The sequence below is a fragment of the Aeromicrobium massiliense JC14 genome, from assembly GCF_000312105.1.
Taxonomy (GTDB): Bacteria; Actinomycetota; Actinomycetes; order Propionibacteriales; family Nocardioidaceae; genus Aeromicrobium; species Aeromicrobium massiliense.
On record NZ_HE978636.1, the window covers coordinates 614,138 to 632,349 of the forward strand.

The 18,212-nt window shown below is 72.7% G+C and carries 17 protein-coding genes; 8 read left to right on the forward strand and 9 right to left on the reverse strand.

What is annotated here, in order from left to right; translation table 11 throughout:
- Positions 1–94 precede the first annotated feature (94 nt).
- A complete protein-coding gene (locus HGAM_RS03185) occupies positions 95–2,647 on the reverse strand; it encodes an ABC transporter permease (RefSeq protein WP_019144025.1) in 2,553 nt (850 codons plus the stop codon).
- Complete coding sequence (locus HGAM_RS17440; protein WP_019144026.1) at positions 2,647–3,414, reverse strand: ABC transporter ATP-binding protein; 768 nt, start codon at positions 3,412–3,414, stop codon at positions 2,647–2,649. Before HGAM_RS17440 ends, HGAM_RS03185 begins: the two co-directional genes overlap by 1 nt.
- A 113-nt stretch (positions 3,415–3,527) precedes the next feature.
- On the opposite strand from HGAM_RS17440, the gene HGAM_RS17445 reads away from it, so the two are divergent.
- Complete coding sequence (locus HGAM_RS17445) at positions 3,528–4,079, forward strand: MOSC domain-containing protein (protein WP_019144027.1); 552 nt, start codon at positions 3,528–3,530, stop codon at positions 4,077–4,079.
- Position 4,080: 1 nt separating this feature from the next.
- Here HGAM_RS17445 and HGAM_RS03200 read toward each other — a convergent pair whose 3' ends face one another.
- Complete coding sequence (locus tag HGAM_RS03200) at positions 4,081–4,680, reverse strand: class I SAM-dependent methyltransferase (protein ID WP_019144028.1); 600 nt, start codon at positions 4,678–4,680, stop codon at positions 4,081–4,083.
- A 40-nt stretch (positions 4,681–4,720) separates the two neighbouring features.
- Here HGAM_RS03200 and bluB point away from each other — a divergent pair, with 40 nt between their 5' ends.
- The gene (gene bluB / locus HGAM_RS03205) at positions 4,721–5,368 is read left to right on the forward strand and encodes a 5,6-dimethylbenzimidazole synthase (protein WP_019144029.1); all 648 of its coding nucleotides are present in this window, start codon (positions 4,721–4,723) and stop codon (positions 5,366–5,368) included.
- Between the two features lies 1 nt (position 5,369).
- On the opposite strand, the gene HGAM_RS03210 is transcribed toward bluB, so the two are convergent.
- Complete coding sequence (locus HGAM_RS03210; RefSeq protein WP_019144030.1) at positions 5,370–6,434, reverse strand: aldo/keto reductase; 1,065 nt, start codon at positions 6,432–6,434, stop codon at positions 5,370–5,372.
- A gap of 129 nt (positions 6,435–6,563) precedes the next feature.
- Between HGAM_RS03210 and HGAM_RS03215 the strand changes: the two genes are divergently transcribed.
- Positions 6,564–7,001, forward strand: coding sequence for an HNH endonuclease (locus HGAM_RS03215; RefSeq protein ID WP_019144031.1), 438 nt, complete (start codon positions 6,564–6,566; stop codon positions 6,999–7,001).
- Positions 7,002–7,090: 89 nt separating this feature from the next.
- Here the strand turns inward: HGAM_RS03215 and HGAM_RS17450 are convergent, their stop codons facing one another.
- Positions 7,091–8,035, reverse strand: a complete 945-nt coding sequence (locus tag HGAM_RS17450) for a hypothetical protein (protein ID WP_019144032.1) — start codon at positions 8,033–8,035, stop codon at positions 7,091–7,093.
- Between the two features lie 195 nt (positions 8,036–8,230).
- Complete coding sequence (locus HGAM_RS17455; RefSeq protein WP_172636417.1) at positions 8,231–9,094, reverse strand: siderophore-interacting protein; 864 nt, start codon at positions 9,092–9,094, stop codon at positions 8,231–8,233.
- A 97-nt stretch (positions 9,095–9,191) separates the two neighbouring features.
- On the opposite strand from HGAM_RS17455, the gene HGAM_RS03230 reads away from it, so the two are divergent.
- Both HGAM_RS03230 and HGAM_RS03235 read left to right on the forward strand, forming a co-directional pair.
- Positions 9,192–10,313, forward strand: coding sequence for a lipid II:glycine glycyltransferase FemX (locus tag HGAM_RS03230; RefSeq protein WP_019144034.1), 1,122 nt, complete (start codon positions 9,192–9,194; stop codon positions 10,311–10,313).
- Positions 10,310–11,344 carry an alanine racemase gene (locus tag HGAM_RS03235; RefSeq protein WP_019144035.1) on the forward strand — a complete coding sequence of 345 codons (1,035 nt, stop codon included), beginning with the start codon at positions 10,310–10,312 and terminating at the stop codon, positions 11,342–11,344. Before HGAM_RS03230 ends, HGAM_RS03235 begins: the two co-directional genes overlap by 4 nt.
- Position 11,345: 1 nt before the next feature.
- Here the strand turns inward: HGAM_RS03235 and HGAM_RS03240 are convergent, their stop codons facing one another.
- Positions 11,346–13,607: a transglycosylase domain-containing protein gene (locus HGAM_RS03240; protein WP_020691397.1), complete on the reverse strand. Its 2,262-nt coding sequence runs from the start codon at positions 13,605–13,607 to the stop codon at positions 11,346–11,348.
- Between the two features lie 176 nt (positions 13,608–13,783).
- Here HGAM_RS03240 and HGAM_RS17460 point away from each other — a divergent pair, with 176 nt between their 5' ends.
- Together HGAM_RS17460 and HGAM_RS03250 are read left to right on the forward strand one after the other, a co-directional pair.
- The gene (locus HGAM_RS17460) at positions 13,784–14,371 is read left to right on the forward strand and encodes a PadR family transcriptional regulator (RefSeq protein ID WP_049798182.1); all 588 of its coding nucleotides are present in this window, start codon (positions 13,784–13,786) and stop codon (positions 14,369–14,371) included.
- A gap of 12 nt (positions 14,372–14,383) precedes the next feature.
- Positions 14,384–15,475 (forward strand): inositol-3-phosphate synthase, encoded by a 1,092-nt coding sequence (locus HGAM_RS03250; RefSeq protein ID WP_038951524.1) that lies wholly within the window; start codon positions 14,384–14,386, stop codon positions 15,473–15,475.
- A gap of 64 nt (positions 15,476–15,539) precedes the next feature.
- Here the strand turns inward: HGAM_RS03250 and HGAM_RS03255 are convergent, their stop codons facing one another.
- Positions 15,540–16,442: a LysR family transcriptional regulator gene (locus HGAM_RS03255; RefSeq protein ID WP_019144039.1), complete on the reverse strand. Its 903-nt coding sequence runs from the start codon at positions 16,440–16,442 to the stop codon at positions 15,540–15,542.
- Positions 16,443–16,512: 70 nt separating this feature from the next.
- On the opposite strand from HGAM_RS03255, the gene HGAM_RS17465 reads away from it, so the two are divergent.
- On the forward strand, positions 16,513–17,490 hold the full coding sequence (locus HGAM_RS17465; protein ID WP_019144040.1) for a YeiH family protein: 978 nt from the start codon (positions 16,513–16,515) through the stop codon (positions 17,488–17,490).
- Between the two features lies 1 nt (position 17,491).
- Here the strand turns inward: HGAM_RS17465 and HGAM_RS03265 are convergent, their stop codons facing one another.
- On the reverse strand, positions 17,492–18,112 hold the full coding sequence (locus HGAM_RS03265; protein ID WP_218915226.1) for a TetR/AcrR family transcriptional regulator: 621 nt from the start codon (positions 18,110–18,112) through the stop codon (positions 17,492–17,494).
- Positions 18,113–18,212 lie beyond the last annotated feature (100 nt).

The window sequence follows — 18,212 nt, forward strand, 5'->3', positions numbered from 1 at the left end:
GGTCACTGCATGCACCTCCCGCAGGAGGCAACCTGACGATCCTACGCGACACCGCGGTCCCGGGCGAAATCCGCCCGGGACGACGGCCTCCGGCTCACGCCGAGGAGATCGCGGTGAGGACGTCGAGCCGGGCGGCGCGACGCGCGGGGGCCACCGCGGCGAGCACGCCGACGACGGCGGCCACCGCGACGAACAGCGCCAGCCGCAGCCAGGGGATCGCCAGGTCGGTGAGCCCGTCGTCCTCGAAGGCGGCGCGCAGCACCACGCCGAACACCAGCCCGGCGGCCACGCCGAGCAGGGCGCCGAGCACGGCGATGGCGATGGACTCCAGCCGCACCATGCGGCGCAGCTGCGGCCGGCTGACGCCGACGGCCCGGAGCAGGCCGACCTCGCGGGTGCGCTCGATGACGCTGAGCGCCAGCGTGTTGACGATGCCCAGGATCGCGATGACGATCGCCAGGCCCAGCAGCGCGTAGATCAGGTACAGCAGCGTGTTGACCTGGGCCCGCTGGGACTCGGCGAAGTCCTGCTTGGTCTGCACGGTGACGGTGGGGAAGTCGGCGGTGGCCTGCTCGAGCCGGTCGCCGAGCGCGTCGACGTCCACGCCGGGCTCGGCGTCGAGCGCGACGCCGCTGTCGGTGCGCTGCACCTGCGACGCGACGACGGTGCTGAGCGGGACGAGCGCGGTGCCGATGACGTAGGTGTCTTCGTAGACGCCGGTGACGGTCGCGTCCTGCTCACGCCCGCCGAGCGCGACCTGGACGGTGTCGCCCACGCCGACGCCGAGCTGGCCGGCCTTCGTCTCGTTGAGCGCGATCTCGCCGTCGCGGGCCGCCGGTTCGCCGGAGCTGTAGACGATGTCGAAGATCTCGTCGAGCGGTCCGGCCTCGGCCGCGGTGGCCCAGGTGTCGGAGTCGTCGACCTTCATGGTGACGGTCTGCTGGGCCGAGACGACCGCGACGCCGTCGACCTGCGCGACGTCCTCGGCGATGCGCGGGGAGAACGGCTGGCCGACCGCGTTGGAGATGAGGTAGTCGCTGGTGAACTGCTCGTCGACGCCGACGTCGATCGACTTGTTCACGGACGCGCCCAGCACCGACATCGTCGTCACCAGGGCCATGCCGATCATGAGCGCCGACGACGTGGCCGCGGTGCGCCGCGGGTTGCGCCGCGAGTTCTGCGTGGCCAGCCGGCCGACGGTGCCGTACAGCCGGGCGTAGACGGCGCCGAAGGCGATGAGCACCGGCTGGGCCAGCACCGGCCCGGCGAGCACGATCGCGAGCAGCACGGCCAGGACGCCGAGGCCCACCTGGAGCGCGTGGTTGGACGTGACTCCCGCCAGGCCCGTGGTCATCAGCCCGGCGCCGAGCAGCGCCAGGACCACGGCCACGACGACCCGGCGACGGATGGACGACTCGGGCAGGGCGACGTCGTCGCGCATGGCCGCGACCGGCGCGATGCGCGAGGCCCGGCGGGCCGGCAGGTAGGCGGCGACCATCGTGACCACGAGGCCGACCACGTAGGAGATGACGACGGTGCTGGGCTGCAGCACCAGCGCGGTGCCGGACAGGTCGAGGCCGAACTGCCCGAACAGCGCCTTGAGGCCGGCCGCCAGCCCGTAGCCGACCCCGATGCCCAGCGTGGCGCCGACGAGGCCGACGACCGCCGCCTCGGTCAGCACCGATCGCGACACCTGGCCGCGGGACGCGCCGAGGGCCCGCAGCAGCGCGAGCTCGCGGCTGCGCTGGGCCACCAGGATCGAGAACGTGTTGACGATGAGGAACGAGCCGACGACCAGCGCGATGCCGGCGAAGACGAGCAGGAAGGTGTTGAGGAAGCCCAGCAGCTGCCCGACCAGGCCCTCGATCTCGTCGGCGAGCTCGTCGCCGGTGACGGCCTCGAGCCCCTCGGGGAGGGCCGGCTCGACCGCGTCGACCAGCTCGGTCTGCGTGACGCCCGGCTCCGCGGTGAGGGCGATGGACGTGAACGCGTCCTGCCCGTCGAGGAAGACGTCCTGCGCGGTGGCGGTGTCGAAGAAGACCAGCGTGGCGCCGGCGAGCCCGCCGCCGGCGAACTCGGCCAGGCCGACGAGCGTCGCCTCGACCCGCGGCTGCTCGCCGGCGGTGATCATCTGGACGGTGTCGCCGACCTCGTAGTCGGCCTGGTCGGCGGCCCGCTCGTCGAGCACGACCTCGCCGGCCGTCTGCGGCGCCCGGCCCGACGTGATGGTCGCGGCCGGCTCGCCCAGCGTGTTGGGGGCGTCGTTCCAGTTGAAGGCGAGCGTGGGCGCACCCGTGCCGCCGAGCAGTTTGCCGTTCTTCTTGACCACGAACAGGCCCTGGCCGTCGACCGAGCCGTCGGCCCGCGCGACGCCGTCCTCGGTCGCGAGCTCGTCGACCAGCGCGGACGGGATGGTGCGCGCGTCCAGGTTGAACCCGCCGCCGGTGGTGCCGTCGGCGCCGGAGCCGGCCTGGCGCACGAGGGCGTCGTTGATCGAGCCCTCGACGATGCCGTCGAAGGAGGAGTCGATGGTGTCGGTGAACACCAGCGAGCCGCCCACGAACGCGACGCCCAGCACGATGGCCGAGGCGCTGAGCAGCAGCCGGACCTTGCGCGCGAGCAGGTTGCGCAGCGTGACCTTGCGCATCACTGCCCGCCCAGCTGGCGGGTCTGCAGCGCGGTCATGTGCTCCAGGACGCGCTCGGCGGTGGGCTCGCGCATCTCGTCGACGACGCGTCCGTCGGCCAGGAAGACGACCCGGTCGGTGTAGGACGCGGCGATGGGGTCGTGGGTGACCATGACGATGGTCTGGCCGAACTCGGTGACGCTGCGGCGCAGGAAGCCCAGCACCTCGGCGCCGGAGGTCGAGTCGAGGTTGCCGGTGGGCTCGTCGGCGAAGACGATGTCGGGCCGGCTCACCAGGGCGCGGGCGCAGGCGACGCGCTGCTGCTGGCCGCCGGACATCTCCGAGGGACGGTGGTCGAGCCGGTCGGCCAGGCCCGTGGCCTCGATGACCTGGTCGAACCACGCCACGTCCGGCTTGCGGCCGGCGATGGACACCGGCAGCAGGATGTTCTCGCGCGCGGTGAGCGTGGGCACGAGGTTGAACGCCTGGAAGACGAAGCCGATGCGGTCGCGGCGCAGCTCGGTGAGCGCCTTGTCCTTGAGCGCGTAGAGCTCGGTGTCGCCGATCAGCACCGACCCGCTCGTCGGGGTGTCGAGCGCGGCGAAGCAGTGCATGAGGGTGGACTTGCCGGACCCGGAGGGGCCCATGACGGCGGTGAACTCGCCGTCGTTCACGTCGAGCGAGACGCCGTCGAGGGCGCGCACCTCGGCGTCGCGGGAGCCGTAGACCTTGGTGAGGTCGGTCGCGCGCGCGGCGACCTGGCGGGTGGCGGGGGCAGCTGCGGTCATCGGGGTTCTCCTGGTGCGTCGGCCGTCAGGCGTCACGCTAGCCCCGACGGGTGACCGTGGGGAGTCCGTCATGGTCCTGATCCGACCCTGGGACGCGGGCTAGGGTCGGGGCCATGGCCGAGCTCGACGTCGTGGGTCTGCTGACCTCGCCGCGCAACCGCATGGACGGACGCCCCGCCGACGGGCTCAAGCCGTACGACGGGCCCGAGCACCGCGACAGCGTCCGCGTGCGCGCCCACAAGGGCCTGGTCGGCGACCGCTACTTCGGCACCCGGTTCACCTACGCCGCAGTGACGATCATCGCCGCGGAGTCGCTGGAGTGGCTGGAGGGCGAGCTCGGCGCGGGCCCGTTCGACCCGATGCTGGCCCGCCGCAACGTCGTGACCCGCGGCCTCGACGTCGACGCACTGGCCCGGCACGAGTTCACCCTGGACGCCGGGCACGGGCCGGTCCGCTTCCGGTCGCTGACCCCGGCGAACCCGTGCGCCTGGATGAACGTCGTCTACGCCGACGGGGCGCACAAGGCGCTGCGCGGGCACGGAGGCATCCGCTGCGAGCCGCTCAACGACGGCGAGCTGTCGCTCGGCCCGGCGACCATCACGGCGGTGCGGGCGCTGGAGCCGGACGAGCTGCGCCGCCGGGTGGCCACAGCCCCGACCAGCTGAGCTACGCCGCCCGGTCGGCGACGATCGCACCCTGGGGGCGGACGCCCGGGTCGGTGCGCGCGTGCGTCTCCCGCACCACGAGGCCGGCCTCGGCCAGGCGCGCCGTCAGCTCGTCCACCGGCCAGCGGTGGGCGGTGGTGACGGCGTGGTCGAACGGCTCCACCCCGTCGCCGGTGAAGAACCCCACCAGCGTGCTGCCGCCCGGGCGCAGCGCGCGGGCCACGGATGCGAGCGCGGCCGGCACCTCGTCCGGCGGCGTGTGGATGAGCGAGAACCAGGCCAGGACGCCGGCCAGCGAGCCGTCCGGCACCCCCAGGTCCTCCAGCCGTCCGGCCCGGAACCGGCACGCGGGGAACCGCTCGCGGGCCAGGTCGAGCATCTGAGGCGTGGGGTCGATCCCCTCGACGTCCGCCCCCTGACGGCGCAGCAGGTCGGTCCAGTGCCCGGGGCCGCACCCGACGTCGACGACCGGCCCCGAGCGCTCGGCGGCCCACCGCAGCACCAGCTCGCGGTCGGGCGCGGCCACCGCGTCCTCGTGCCCGAGCAGGTCGGCGTACTCGGTGGCGCGCGCCCCGTAGGCGCGGACGGCGTCGGCGGTCACCCGGCGCAGGCTACGCCGGTCTCGGCCTAGGGTCGTGCCCGTGCCCGACACGACCGACGCCCCGCTGACCGACCTGTACGACGTCATCGCCCGCCGCCGCGACGTGCGCGCTGAGTTCACCGGCGAGCCCGTGCCCGAGGACGTGCTGGGACGGGTGCTGGGCGCGGCGCACTCCGCGCCGAGCGTCGGGCACAGCCAGCCGTGGGACTTCGTGCTGGTGCGCGAGCCCGCCACCTTGGACGCCTTCGCGACCCACGTGGCCACCGAGCGCGACACCTTCGCCGCGAGCCTGCCGGCGGAGCGACGCGGGACGTTCGACCGGATCAAGATCGAGGGGATCCGCGAGTCCGGGCTCGGCGTCGTCGTCACCCACGACCCGACGCGCGGCGGCCAGCACGTGCTCGGCCGGCACGCCATCGCCGACGCCGGGCTGTACTCGGTGTGCCTGGCGATCCAGAACCTGTGGCTCGCCGCGACCGCCGAGGGGCTCGGGGTCGGCTGGGTGTCGTTCTACCGCGAGCCGTTCCTGCGCGAGCTCGTCGGCGCGCCCGAGCACGTCCGGCCGGTCGCGTGGCTGTGCGTGGGCACCGTCGAGCGGCTGCAGGAGGTGCCCGACCTCGAGCGTCACGGCTGGCGCACGCGGCGTCCGCTCGAGCAGGCCGTGCACGCCGAGCGCTACCCGGGCTGACCTACTCGATCGACGACGACACGGCCCACAGGTCGACGCCGCCGTCGACCGCGTGCTGCTCGATCGCGGCGATCTCGTCGTCGCTGAAGTCGGTGCGCGCGGCGGCGGCCAGGTTCTCGTCGAGCTGGGCGACCGAGGAGACGCCGATCAGCGCCGACGTGACCCCGCCGGGACGCAGCACCCACGAGACGGCCATCTGCGCGAGCGTCTGGCCGCGTCCGCGCGCCACCTCGGCCAGGCCGCGCACGCGGTGCAGGTTCTGCTGCGCGACCTCGTCGTCGAAGCTGGGCCGCTGCTGGGCGCGCTCGGGGTCCGACCCGTCCACGTACTTGTCGGTGAGCAGGCCCTGCGCCAGCACGGTGAAGGCGATCGAGCCCATCCCGGCCTCGTCCAGGACGTCGAGCAGGCCGCCCTCGACCCAGCGGTTGAGCAGCGAGTACGACGGCTGGTGGATGACCAGCGGGGTGCCGAGGTCGCGGGCGACCGCGATGGCCTCGCGCGTGCGCTCGGGGCCGTAGGACGAGATGCCGACGTAGGTGGCCTTGCCCTGGCGCACCGCGGTGTCGAGCGCGCCGATCGTCTCCTCGACCGGGGTGCCGGGGTCGGCGCGGTGGGAGTAGAAGACGTCGACGTGGTCGACGCTCATGCGCTGCAGGGACGCGTCCAGGCTGGCGAGCAGGTACTTGCGCGAGCCGAGGTTGCCGTACGGGCCCGGCCACATGTCCCAGCCGGCCTTGGACGAGATGACGAGCTCGTCGCGGTACGGCTTGAGGTCGGTGCGCATCATCCGGCCGAAGTTCTCCTCGGCCGAGCCGTACGGCGGGCCGTAGTTGTTGGCCAGGTCGAAGTGGGTGATGCCGTGGTCGAAGGCGTGGCGCAGGATCTCGCGCTGGCTGTCGAACGTCCGGTTGTCGCCGAAGTTGTACCAGAGGCCGAGCGAGATCGGCGGGAGCAGCAGCCCCGAGCGTCCGACCCGGCGATACTCCAGCTGCTGGTGCCGGTCGGCGGCGGCGACGTAGGGGCGGTGGGTCTCGGGGACGTCGGCGGCGTAGTAGGGAGTGCTCACCCGATCACGCTAGCCGCGCGGAGCCGGCGCGCACCGCGAGCGGCGAGGTGACGCCGTGGGGTCGATCCGTCAGGAACCCTGTCCCGGCGCGGTGTTCGCGACTACTGTTCGTGTCGGAAGGGGCACCCCATGACGGCTGAGCACGTCCTGGTACTCAACGCGAGCTACGAGCCACTGCAGCGCGTGTCGGTGCGACACGCCATCAAGATGCTCGTGCGCCGGGTCGCCGTCGTCGAGGAGGCCACCGACCAGGACTTCGGCCCGTTCAAGGTGCCGAAAGTGCTGCGCCTGGTGCGGTACGTGGTGATGCGCTGGACGCACGGCCGCACCCGGTTGTGCACCAAGGCGGCGATCAAGGCCCGCGACAAGATGTGCGCCTACTGCGGCGGCCACGCCGAGACCGTCGACCACGTGGTGCCGCGTAGCCGCGGCGGCACGCTCAGCTGGGAGAACGCCGTCGCCGCGTGCCTGCGCTGCAACCACCGCAAGGCCGACCGCACCCCGTCCGAGGCGGGCATGACGCTGCTGCTGACGCCCGTCGCCCCGGGCTACCTGGCCCTGGTCTAGGACCGGCCGAGTCAAAGGCCGACCCCGGGAGCGGTGAGTGAGCAACCGAACGCCCGCCTGAGCGGTGACCTGGCAACCGAATGAGGGTCTCAATCGGTTGCTGACTCACCGCCCCGACGGCGGACGGGCCGGAAGAGGCTCCACCAAGCGCCGCCGAAGGTCGGTGCCGGTCCGTCGTAGCCCCGGCGGACCAGGGCCTCGTGGACGAGGGCCACCACGGCGCGCGGTGACCGCATCATCGTCCGAGTGACCTGCACGTACTCGATGCCGTGCTCCCGAAGACGTGCGTACCTGGCGAGGTCGCGCGAGAACTGGCCCGGGTCGAGCTCGTGCTGCCGTCCCTCGTACTCGACGGCCACCCGCCACCGCCGCAGGTAGAGGTCGGTCACGGGCGACCTGACGTCGTCCAGCACCGGGACGTTGACCTCCGGCCGGGGCAGGCCGGCGGCGACCAGGAGGCAGCGGACCTGTGACTCGGGCAACGAGCGCGAGCGCCCGTCCAGCAGTGGGAGGACCGAGGCGGCCGCTCGGGCACCACGGCGCCACGACTGTGCCGCGGCGAGCTCGCCGAGACCGACCGCTGACATGAGGCCGCGATGCGCGAGCCAGTCACCGGCGGCGACGACGTCCAGGAGCCGCTCGGTGGCGGCGAGCGCGACGAAGGCAGCCGTCGGCGTGACGCCCTGCTCGTCGAGCGGCGGCAGCAAGGGGGTGCGGTGCAGGAGAACGCCGTCCAGCGCGAGGTGGAGGTCACCCGCGACCACGAAGCGCAGGGGCGGCCGCACGACGTCCAGGCCGGAGAGCAGCAGCCGGGTCGCGTGAGTGGCGTGCACGTGAGGCGGAAGAGCCAGCGTCGCGGCGCGCACCTCGTCCAACCGGGTCATGACGTGGTCACGGTGGACCCAGACCCGCGGATGGACCCGGCGGAACGAGGCACCTTGAAGCTGGCGCGAGGTCAGGCCCGCGGCGAGCCCCTGCGCACGACTGAACGGACCGGTGCGGAGGACCGGCGGGACGACGGCGGTGCGCGGCATGCCGCCACCGTGCGGCGGCGCGAGGGAACGACGGCACGACCGCGACCGGTCCTGGGGACGTCCGGATGGTCCTCGCGTCCTGGGGACATCCGCTGGGCGGTGACCTGGCAACCGAATGAGGTCGTCTTTCGGTTGGCGACTCACCGGCATGAGCGGCGAAGGGTTGCTATCTCACCGCTCAGGCACGGTGACGGCTCAGAGGCCGACGGACTCGTAGATCTCCTCGATCGCGTCGAGGTAGGCGCCGGTGTCGTCGCCCGCGGCGGCGTGGGCGGCCTGGGCGCGAGCGATGACGTCGGCCGCGACCTGCTCGTAGCGGGCATTCCACGCCTCGGCGTCGAACTGCCAGTAGCCGCAGGTGTAGAAGTCGCTCTGCTCCCAGCCGAGCACCTTGCGCAGGTGACGGCGGACCGCGCGGCTGGCGCGCGCCTCGCCGGCGAACCAGACGTAGCGCTCGCCACCGGTCTCCGGCAGCGCCCGGCCCAGGACGGCGCGGGTGAGCGCCTCCTCGACGGCGCGCTCGTCCTGGACGACCTGCCACGTGATGGTGACGTCGCCGGGCGAGGGGAGGTCGAGCTCGTCGGCGGCGTCGGTCAGCACCACGAGCGCCTCGGCGCGCTGACCGGGACGCAGCCCGCGCAGGATGCGGGCGAGGGCCGGGACACCGGTGATGTCGCACACCAGCAGCTGCCACGGGACGTCGGCGCCGGCGGTGTACAGGCCGCGGGGCTCGACGACGCCCACCTCGGAGCCGATCGCGCAGTCGCCCGCCCAGGCCGCGCCCGGGCCGACGTCGTGGAGCGCGACGTCGACGTCGATCTCGGCGCCGCCGGCGGTCTCGCGGTGGTCGGAGATCGTGTAGACGCGGCTGATCGGCTCGACGGCGCCCTCGGGGAACGTGACGTTGAAGTCCGCGTCGATCTGCGGGAGGAACAGCTCCTCGCCCTCGGGGGCGATGAGCACGCGCACGTACTCGTCCGGGACGTCCGTCGTCACCGGCGCGGGCAGCGCCAGGGTGAGCCGCACCAGGTGCGGGGTCAGCTGACGCCGGTCGGTCACGGTGGCACGGCAGGTCTGCATGAGGGTCCTCTCGGCAGGTTTCTTAGGGAAGGCTAACCGACATCGCCTGAGAAGCCCAGGTTGGTAGCCTCGACGGGTGACCCGACCCCTGCGCGTCCGACCGATCACCCCCGAGCAGCACCTGGCCTTCCTGCGCACGCAGCCGTCGGCGAGCTTCCTGCAGACCCCGGCCTGGGGGCAGGTGAAGAACGAGTGGCGCAGCGAGTCCGTCGGCTGGTTCGACGGTGACGAGCTCGTCGGCGCCGGCCTGGTGCTCTACCGCAAGGTTCCGAAGCTCGACCGCTACCTCGCGTACCTGCCCGAGGGTCCCTCGATCCGGTGGGACGCCGCCACGCTGGACGACTGGCTGACCCCGCTGCGCGCCCACCTCAAGGCGTCCCACGCGTTCGGCATCCGCATGGGTCCGCCGGTCGTGCGCCGCCGCTGGCACGCCGACACGATCAAGAAGGCGCTCGCCGACGACGGCCTCAACACGCTGGGCGAGGTGCCCGCGGACGAGGCGGACCCGGCCGCCGAGGCGGTCCGCGACGCGCTCGTGGCCGCCGGCTGGACGCCCGTCCCCACGACCGGCGGATTCTCGGCCGGCCAGCCGGCGTTCAACTTCCAGCTGCCGCTGGCCGGACGCACCGAGGACGAGGTGCTGGCCGGCATGAACCAGCTGTGGCGCCGCAACATCAAGAAGGCGGCCAAGAACGGCGTCGAGGTCACCCGCGGCACGCGCGCCGACCTGGCCGACTTCCACCGGGTCTACGTCGAGACCGCCGAGCGCGACCACTTCACGCCGCGGCCGCTGTCGTACTTCGAGCGCATGTGGGACGCGCTCACCGCCGAGGACCCCGAGCGCCTGACGCTCTACCTCGCCCATCACGAGGGCGACCTCGTCGCCGCCACCACGCTGGTGCGGGTCGGCGAGCACGCCTGGTACTCCTACGGCGCCTCGACCACCGAGAAGCGCGACGTGCGCGGCTCGAACGCCGTGCAGTGGCAGATGATCCGCGACGCCCTGGCCGCCGGCGCGACGGTCTACGACCTGCGCGGCATCACCGACACCATCTCGTCCGACGACCCGCACCGCGGCCTGATCCAGTTCAAGGTCGGCACCGGTGGCGAGGCCGTCGAGTACCTCGGCGAGTGGGACCTGCCGATCAACCGGGTGCTGCACAAGGCGTTCACGGTCTACATGGGGAGGCGCGGATGAGCTTCCGGCTGCACGTCGACGGGGCGCGCTGGCGCGCCCACCTGCGCCACCACGCGGCGGCCCACCCGGGCATCGTCCCGGTGGTCAAGGGCAACGGCTACGGCCTCGGCCGCGACGTGCTCGCGCGCGAGGCGGCGACGCTCGGCGTCGACATGATCGCCGTCGGCACCTACGCCGAGGTGCCCGGCGCGCTGCAGGACTTCGCCGGGGACGTCCTCGTGCTGACCCCGTGGCGCCCGTTCCTGGACGACGTCGTGCTGGACCCCCGGGTCGTGCACACGGTCGGACGGGTCGAGGACGTCGCGGCGCTCGCGGCCACCGCGCCCGCGGGCACCCGCGTCGTGGTGGAGGGCGAGACGTCGATGTCGCGCCACGGTCTGGACCGGCACGAGATCGCCGCCGCGGTCGCGGCGCTGGGCGAGCTGCAGGTCGAGGGCTTCGCGCTGCACCTGCCGCTCGGCCGCGGCCACCTGGCCGAGGCGGAGAGCTGGGTCGCGGCCCTGGAGACCTCGCGGCTGGACACCAGCACCGTCTTCGTCTCGCACCTGGACCCGGCCGAGCACGCCGAGCTGGCCTCGCGCCGCCCCCAGCTGACGATCCGGCCGCGGGTCGGCACGTCGCTGTGGCTCGGCGACCCGGGCGCGCTCTCGGTGCGCGCCCACGTGCTGGACGTCCACCAGGTCGAGCGGGGGGAGCGCGTCGGCTACCGCCAGCGCCCCGTGCCGCGCGGCGGCTACCTGCTCGTCGTGGCCGGCGGCACCAGCCACGGCATCGGCCTGGAGGCACCCAAGGCGGTCACCGGCGTCCTGCAGCGCGGCAAGTCCGTCGCCCGCGGCGGCCTCGAGGCCGCCGGGCTGGCGCTGTCGCCGTTCGTGGTGGCCGGCCGTCAGCGCTGGTTCGCCGAGCCTCCGCACATGCACGTCAGCCTCGTGCTGCTGCCCGAGTCGGTGACCCCGCCCGCCGTGGGCGACGAGGTCACCGCCTCGGTGCGGTTCACCACGGCGTCCTTCGACGCCGTGGTGATCGACTGACCTACGGCTTGGCGGCGTTGCCGGTGCCCGAGTCGGCCGGCGGCGGCACGATCGGCGTCTGGCTCGGCTGCGTCGGCTGCGTCGGCGTGGGCTGCGTCGGCTGGGTGGGGGTCGGCTGGGTCGGGCGCGTCGGGGTGGGACGCGTCGGCTCCGGCTTCTCCTCCTCTTCCTCCTTGACGCACTTGGACTTGCTCTTGTTGAGCGTCTCGCCGTCCTCGCACTCGGGCACGGTGCTCACGCACTCGCCCTCGGACGAGCTGTAGCGCTCGCCGTCGCCGCAGGTCGGGGCCGGCGCGACGTAGTCGGTGCCCTGGTCGGCCTTGATGTTGGCCGGCGGCGGGAACGAGCCACAGTCGGAGGAGTCCAGGACCTTGTTCATGTAGTTGGCGAAGGTCTTGGCCGGGTACTGGCCGCCGTAGAACGTGGGCATGTAGCCCTCGAGGTCCTCGTTGCCCTTGCCGCGGTTGTACATGACCGCGGTGGTGAGCTTCGGCGTCGTGCCGACGAACCAGGACGACGACACGTGCTGGTCCTTGCGCGGGCCGGCGGTCGCGGTGCCGGTCTTGCCCGCGGTCGGGCAGATCGTCCGGCCGTTGGTGCCGGTGCCGTTGCTCACGACGCCCTGGAGCGCCTTGAGCGTGTCGGCCGCGACGTCCTTGTCGATGGTCTGCTTGGGACGCGCGTCGTGCTTGTAGAGCACCCGCTTCTCGGGGGACTCGACGCGCTTGACCACGAACCACTCCGAGCGCTTGCCCTCGGCGGCGAGCGTCGCGTAGGCGTTGGCCATGTCGATGGTCGGGATGACCTCCGTGCCCAGCGACGTGACGACGCCGCGGACGTTCTCGTCGTCGTAGACCGACAGGGCGCGCTCGCTGACGCCGGCGTCCTTGGCCGCCTTGACGATCTTGTCCGGGCCGTCCTCCATCTGGACGGTCAGGTCGACGAACGCGGTGTTGATCGACTCCTCGGTGGCGCGCTCGAGCGGCACGCGGCCGAAGGACTGGCCGCCGGAGTCGCCCTGGTTGCCGATCGTCACGCTGCTGCCGGGCAGGCGGTACGGCGAGTTGCCGTCCAGCTGGGTCTTGAGGCTGAAGCCGTTGTCGAGGGCGGCGACGACGCCGAACACCTTGAACGTCGAGCCGGGCTGGGCACCGAGGGTGGCCCAGTTCAGCTGGCTCTTGAGGAAGTCGTCGCCGCCGAACATCGCCTTCACCGCGCCGGTGCCGGGCTGGACGGTGACCAGCGCCTGGTGCAGCTCCTTGAGCCCGTCCGGACGCGACTCGCGGACCGCCTCGACGGCCGCGTTCTGCATCTTGCGGTCGAAGGTGGTGACGATGCGCAGGCCGCCGCCGTCGATCTGGGCGTCGGTGTAGCCCAGGCCGACCAGCTTCTTGCGGACCAGGTCGAGCAGGAAGCCGCGCGTGCCCTTGTAGCGGCCGCTCGTGGACTTCTTCTTGAACTCGGGCAGGCGCTGGGAGAACTCGTCGTACTGGGCCTGCGTGATCGCGCCGGCCTTGAGCATGCCGGACAGGACGTACCGGTAGCGCGGCATCATCCGGTCGTCGACCTCGTCGGCGTACGGGTCGTAGTAGCTGGGGTTGTTGATGATGGTCGCCAGCGCCGCGGCCTCGTCGACCTCGAGCTTGGACGCGCCGTGGCCGAAGTAGGTCTTGGACGCGACCTGCACGCCGTACGCGCCGTTGCCGAAGTAGATCGTGTTGAGGTAGCCCTCCAGGACCTCCTCCTTGCTCTGCTGGCGCGAGATCTTCAGCGACAGGATCGCCTCCTTCACCTTGCGGCTGTACGAGCGCTCCTGGTTGAGGTAGAGCACCTTCACGTACTGCTGCGTGATCGTCGAGCCACCGCTGGTGATCTCGCCGCTCGTGGTGTTGTTGCGCACCGCGCGCAGGATGCCCTTGAAGTCGATGCCCTCGTTGTCGTAGAACGTGCGGTCCTCGGCGGCGATGACCGCGGACCGGATGGTCTCGGGCATCTGCTCGAACTCGATGGACTCGCGGTCCTGCGTGGCGAAGCTGCCGATCTGGGACTTGCCGTCGCTGTAGTAGACCTTCGTGGTCTGCGTCTTGAAGTCGGCGTTCGCACTGGGCACGTCGATGAGCTGGTACAGCGCGAACAGCGTCGCCACACCCAGGACCAGGCCCAGGGAGAAGAGCACGGCGAGCCAGCGGAGGGTCGAGACCCACCACGACTTTCCGGTGCCACTGATCTTGCGCGCGAGCTTCTTCACTCCGGGCATCTCCATCGTTCGAGGACGTTGCACAGGGCCGCATCCGCCGAAGGACGGGCACGACATCCGGACCAGTGTGGCGGATCGAGCCACAAAATCGAGAGTCGTGAGCGTGGGGTGTTCCCGAACACACCCGTTCGATGTATCGTCCCGATATAACAAGTTGGGCACATCGAGCGGGGGGAGTGGACGTGGCACGACGCAGCAACGCGCTGGAGCTGGCCGTCCTCGGCCTGCTGCACGAGGCGCCCATGCACGGCTACGAGCTGCGCAAGGAGCTCAACGTCGTCCTCGGCTGGGGCCGCGTGCTGTCGTACGGCACGCTCTACCCCACCCTCAAGGCGCTCGTGGCGGCCGGCCACATCCAGGCCGAGACGCCCGTGCTGCCCGAGGCCGACACGCTCGCCCGCGGGCGCAAGGCCCGGATCGTCTACCAGCTCACCGGCGACGGCAAGGACCGTTTCGCCGAGCTGCTGGAGGACGCCGGCCCGAGCACGTGGGACGACGAGAGCTTCGACGTGCGGTTCGCGTTCTTCTCCCGGGTCGCGGTCGCCACACGCATCCGCGTGCTGGAGGGCCGCCGGGCCCGGCTGGAGGAGAAGCTCGAGCGGATCCGCCGCGCGTACACGACGCGCCGGCGAGGCAAGGACGCCTACCGGCTGGAGCGCCAGCGACACCGTCTCGAGCTCGCCGAGCTCGAGATCCGATGGCTCACCGAGCTCATCGACCGGGAGCGGGCGGCACAGACGTCGCCGCGTCCCGACACCGTCAACGAGTAACACGGAGGACCCATGGGTTCGGTTCGAGTAGCGATCGTGGGCGTCGGCAACTGCGCGACGTCCCTGGTCCAGGGTGTGACGTACTACAAGGACGCGCCGGCCGAGGGCCACGTGCCCGGCCTCATGCACGTGAAGTTCGGCGAGTACCACGTCAGCGACGTCCAGTTCGTCGCCGCGTTCGACGTCGACGACAAGAAGGTCGGCAAGGACCTCTCCGAGGCCATCGGCGCCTCGGAGAACAACACGATCAAGATCTGCGACGTCCCCACGCTGGGCGTCGAGGTGCAGCGCGGCCACACGCTGGACGGCCTGGGCAAGTACTACCGCGAGACGATCGAGGAGTCGGCCGCCGACCCGGTCGACGTCGTCCGGGTGCTCCAGGAGACGCAGGCCGACGTGCTCGTCTCCTACCTCCCGGTCGGCTCGGAGGAGGCGGACAAGTTCTACGCGCAGTGCGCCATCGACGCGGGCGTCGCCTTCGTCAACGCCCTGCCCGTCTTCATCGCCTCCGACCCCGAGTGGGCCAAGAAGTTCGAGGACGCCGGCGTCCCGATCATCGGCGACGACATCAAGAGCCAGGTCGGCGCGACCATCACGCACCGCGTCATGGCCAAGCTGTTCGAGGACCGCGGCGTCACGCTGGACCGCACGTACCAGCTGAACGTCGGCGGCAACATGGACTTCAAGAACATGCTCGAGCGCGACCGCCTGGAGTCCAAGAAGGTCTCCAAGACCCAGGCCGTCACGTCGAACCTGACCGGCGAGCTGGCCGGCAAGGTGCACGACCGCAACGTCCACATCGGCCCGAGCGACTACGTCGCGTGGCTGGACGACCGCAAGTGGGCGTACGTGCGCCTCGAGGGCCGCGCCTTCGGCGACGTGCCGCTGAACCTGGAGTACAAGCTCGAGGTCTGGGACTCGCCGAACTCGGCCGGCATCATCATCGACGCGATCCGCGCGGCGAAGATCGCCAAGGACCGCGGCATCGGCGGCGCGCTGCTGAGCGCCTCGTCCTACCTGATGAAGAGCCCGCCGGTGCAGCGCGACGACGACCACGGCCGCGCCTCCCTCGAGGCGTTCATTGCGGGCACCGAGGAGCGCTGACCCGCCGCTCGTGACCGCCTGACGACGGGCCCCCGACCACACGGTCGGGGGCCCGTCGCCGTCCCTAGGGTGCGCGGGTGGCCTCGACGGCCACGAGCACCAGCTCGGCGACCGCGTCCGGGAGGCGCTCGTGCGGCCGCCAGACCGCGGTGAGCGGCCGGCGCAGGTCCAGGTCCAGGTCCACGGGCACCCGCACGAGACGCCCGGTCTCGAGCTCGGCCACGACGGCGCGAGCGGGCACCACGGCCGGGCCGATCCCGGCCAGTGCGGCACCGACGAGCGCGGTCGTGCTGCTGGCCTCGAGCGCCACCGCGACCTCCCGGCGCACCGCGGTCTCGAACGTGCTGCGGGTGCCGCTGCCCGGCTCGCGCATGACCCACGCACGGTCGGCGAGCGCGTCCGCGTCGACCGGGGTCCGCCGGCGGGCCCACGGGTCGCCCGGCGCGACCACCACCACGAGCCGGTCGTGGCCGATCGTGCGGGTCTGCAGGTCGGTCGGCCGCGTGGCCGTCTCGATGAAGCCGACCTCGACGGCGCCGGAGCGGACGAGCTCGGCGACGCGGGCGCTGTTGACCACCTGCAGCCTCGGCTGCACGTCCGGACGGCGGGCGCGCAGCTCGGCGATCCAGCGGGGGAGGAGGAACTCGGCGACCGTGAGGCTCGCGGCGATCGCGACCTCGCCACCGCGCTCGGTGCTCATCGCCGCCAGGCTCTCGCGCATCGTGTCGAGGTGGTGCAGGACGGGACGGGCCCAGGCGACGACGGCGTGGCCGTCGGTGGTCAGGCTGGAGCCGCGCGCCGAGCGCTGCACCACCGCGAGCCGCCACCGCGTCTCGAAGGCACGCACGCGGGCGCTGGCCGCGGGCTGCGTGAGCCCCAGCGCGGACGCCGCCGCGTTGATGCTGCCGCGCTCGTCGAGCGCGACGAGCAGCCGCAGGGTGGTCACGTCCAGGTCCGGATGAGTCATCACCTCCGGTGATACCCCGCCGCGACCGTGATGTCTACCGGCCGCGCCGTCGTCCGGCGACGGTGGAGGGGTGCTGCTGCCCACCCCGTCCCGTCGCGTGCCGACCGCCGTGCTCCTGCTGGCCGCCGGCGGCGCGTCCCTCGGCATGGGCCTCCTCGTCCCGGCGCTGGGCCCGCTGCTGGTGGCGCTCGCGCTGGGCGCGGCGGTCGCGGCCACGCCGTGGGCGGGCCACGCGCGCCTGGCCGGGCACGCGCCGGTCACCCGCGTCCTGCTGCGGTCCGGCGTCGTGCTGCTCGGCCTGCGGCTCCCGCTCGGCGACGTCGTCGACGTCGGGGCCGGTGGCCTCGTGGTGGTGGTGCTGACCCTGGCCACGACGTTCGCCGTCACCACGCTCGCCGGACGGGTGCTGGGGGTGGAGCGCGGGCTCACGGCGCTGGTCGCGACCGGCTTCTCGGTCTGCGGGGCGGCGGCGGTGGCGGCGGTCGACGACGCCGTCCGGGCGCGCCAGCGCGACGTCGCCCTGGCCGTGGCCCTCGTGACAGTGCACGGGACGGCCCTCGTCCTGCTCCTGCCCTGGACCGCGGGGCGGCTCGGGCTGGACGACCGCCAGGCGGCGGTCTGGGCGGGCGCGAGCATCCACGAGGTCGGTCAGGTCGTCGCGGCCGCCGCGCTGCTCGGTCCCGGCGCCCTCGCGGTCGCCACCGCGGTCAAGCTGGCCCGCGTGCTTCTGCTCGCCCCGGTCTACGCCGTGGTGGCGCGCGGCACGGCGGCTCCGGACCAGCCGCGCGGCGGCCCACCGGTGCCGTGGTTCGTGATCGGCTTCGCCCTCGCCGTCGCGGTGCGCTCGGCCGGGGTGCTGCCCACGGCGGTGCTGGACGTCGCGGACGGGGCGACGACGGTGCTGCTGGCCGCCGCGATGTTCGGTCTCGGGCTCGGGCTGCGGGTGCGCGACCTGCTGCCGCTGCCGCGCGGCGTGCTCGCGCTCAGCGCGGTGGCCACCGCGACGGTCACCGGCACGTCGCTGCTGCTCGTCCTCGCCCTGGTCTGAGCTATCCCCCCAGCAGCGCGGCCAGCGCGCGGCGCATCGCGGCGCTGGCGGTGGCGACGTCGAGCCCGAGGTCGTCGCGCATGAGCGACCAGGAGTTCCAGCTCGCCGCGACCGTCAGCGCGAGGGCCTGGGTCTCACGGTCCGCGGGACCGAGCGTCGCCAGCTCCCCGGCGAAGACCTCCTCGACGTCGTCGCGCACACGCTGGACGTGGTGGCGCCGGCTCGCCTGGAGCGCCGCGGAGAACGGCTCGGCCAGGGCGGCCGACCGCGCGGCGGGAGCGATGTTCTCCAGCCGCCGGGCCCGCTCGGCGACGAAGCGGTCCAGCCGCTCGTCCAGCGCCAGGGTCGGCTCGACCTGCTCGCGCAGCTCCCAGTCCGAGCGCAGCCAGTAGTCGGTCGTCGCGTCGAGCAGCCCCTCCATGTCGCCGAACGCGACCCACAGGGTGCGCACGGAGACCCCGGCCCGCTCGGCGATCGTCTGCGCCGTCGGCTTGAGGTCGCCCTCGCGCAGCAGCGCGGAGTGCGCGTCGACGATGCTGCGCCGGGTGCGCTCGCCGCGCAGCCGGCGGCCGTCGCTCTGGCGCAGCGCCTCGGGCCGCAGACGGGGCGAGGGGTGTTCCACGGGGGACAGCATGCCGTGCCCGGCAAAGTTGCACCACCCCTGCAACTTGTCAGTGACCCGCACCACTCTCTAGCGTCCGGCACAACCACCAGGCGGGAGA